1 protein-coding gene is annotated in these 638 nt (G+C 67.2%); it reads left to right on the top strand.

Going from position 1 to position 638, the window contains the following annotated elements; genetic code table 11:
• Window positions 1–142 precede the first annotated feature (142 nt).
• Window positions 143–547 carry a hypothetical protein gene (locus ABD844_RS52625; RefSeq protein WP_344897790.1) on the top strand — a complete coding sequence of 135 codons (405 nt, stop codon included), beginning with the start codon at window positions 143–145 and terminating at the stop codon, window positions 545–547.
• Window positions 548–638 lie beyond the last annotated feature (91 nt).

Genomic DNA, 638 nt, shown 5'->3' on the forward strand with positions numbered 1-638 from the left:
CTGGCCAAGGCGCACGTTGTCATCGGGCAGCTCGTAGACGAACGCGATCAGCTCGCCGCGCAACTCCACGCCCGCGACAGCAGCACGGCCGAGGCCAAGCAGCCCACGTCCTGATCCACCCACACGACCCGAGGAGATGCTGATGGAGCTGTTCACCCTGCTCGACACCGACATGGAACTGCCGATCGGTGACAACCCCACCGGCGGGCACGGCCCAGATATCGCCAAGGTCGATCAGGCGGCCGAGCTGTTCTACCGGTACGGCCACGCTGGCCGAGGCGCATTCGTTATCGGCAACCAGGTGCAGTACCTGTCGGACCGGACAACGTTCGTGTGCGTCCGCACCACACCCGCCACCGGGACATCGTGGGTGATCTACGCCGTCGTGGAACAGCCGGCTGGCGTGCCCGGCCAGTACCGGCCCGTGCCGATCGCGGCGGTCGAGTTCGCGCAGGCGCTCGCCGCCCAAGGCCGTGACGTGGTCGTTCGCCGGTACGACGACTGGACGATCACTTACGACCTGGAAGCCGAGTCGGTGCCACTGTGAATGGCTCGATTGTGCAGGTGTTCGTCGTGGCTGGGACGGTTGCCGGGGGTCTCGCCCTGCTCGGTGTGCTGGCCAAGGGGGGCGCGTGGCT

The organism is Nonomuraea antimicrobica (assembly GCF_039536965.1).
GTDB lineage: Bacteria > Actinomycetota > Actinomycetes > Streptosporangiales > Streptosporangiaceae > Nonomuraea > Nonomuraea antimicrobica.

What these genes read in the sequence shown, in the direction of transcription:
- ABD844_RS52625 (WP_344897790.1), top strand. Translation starts at nt 143, where the DNA reads ATGGAGCTGTTCACCCTGCTCGACACCGACATGGAACTGCCGATCGGT.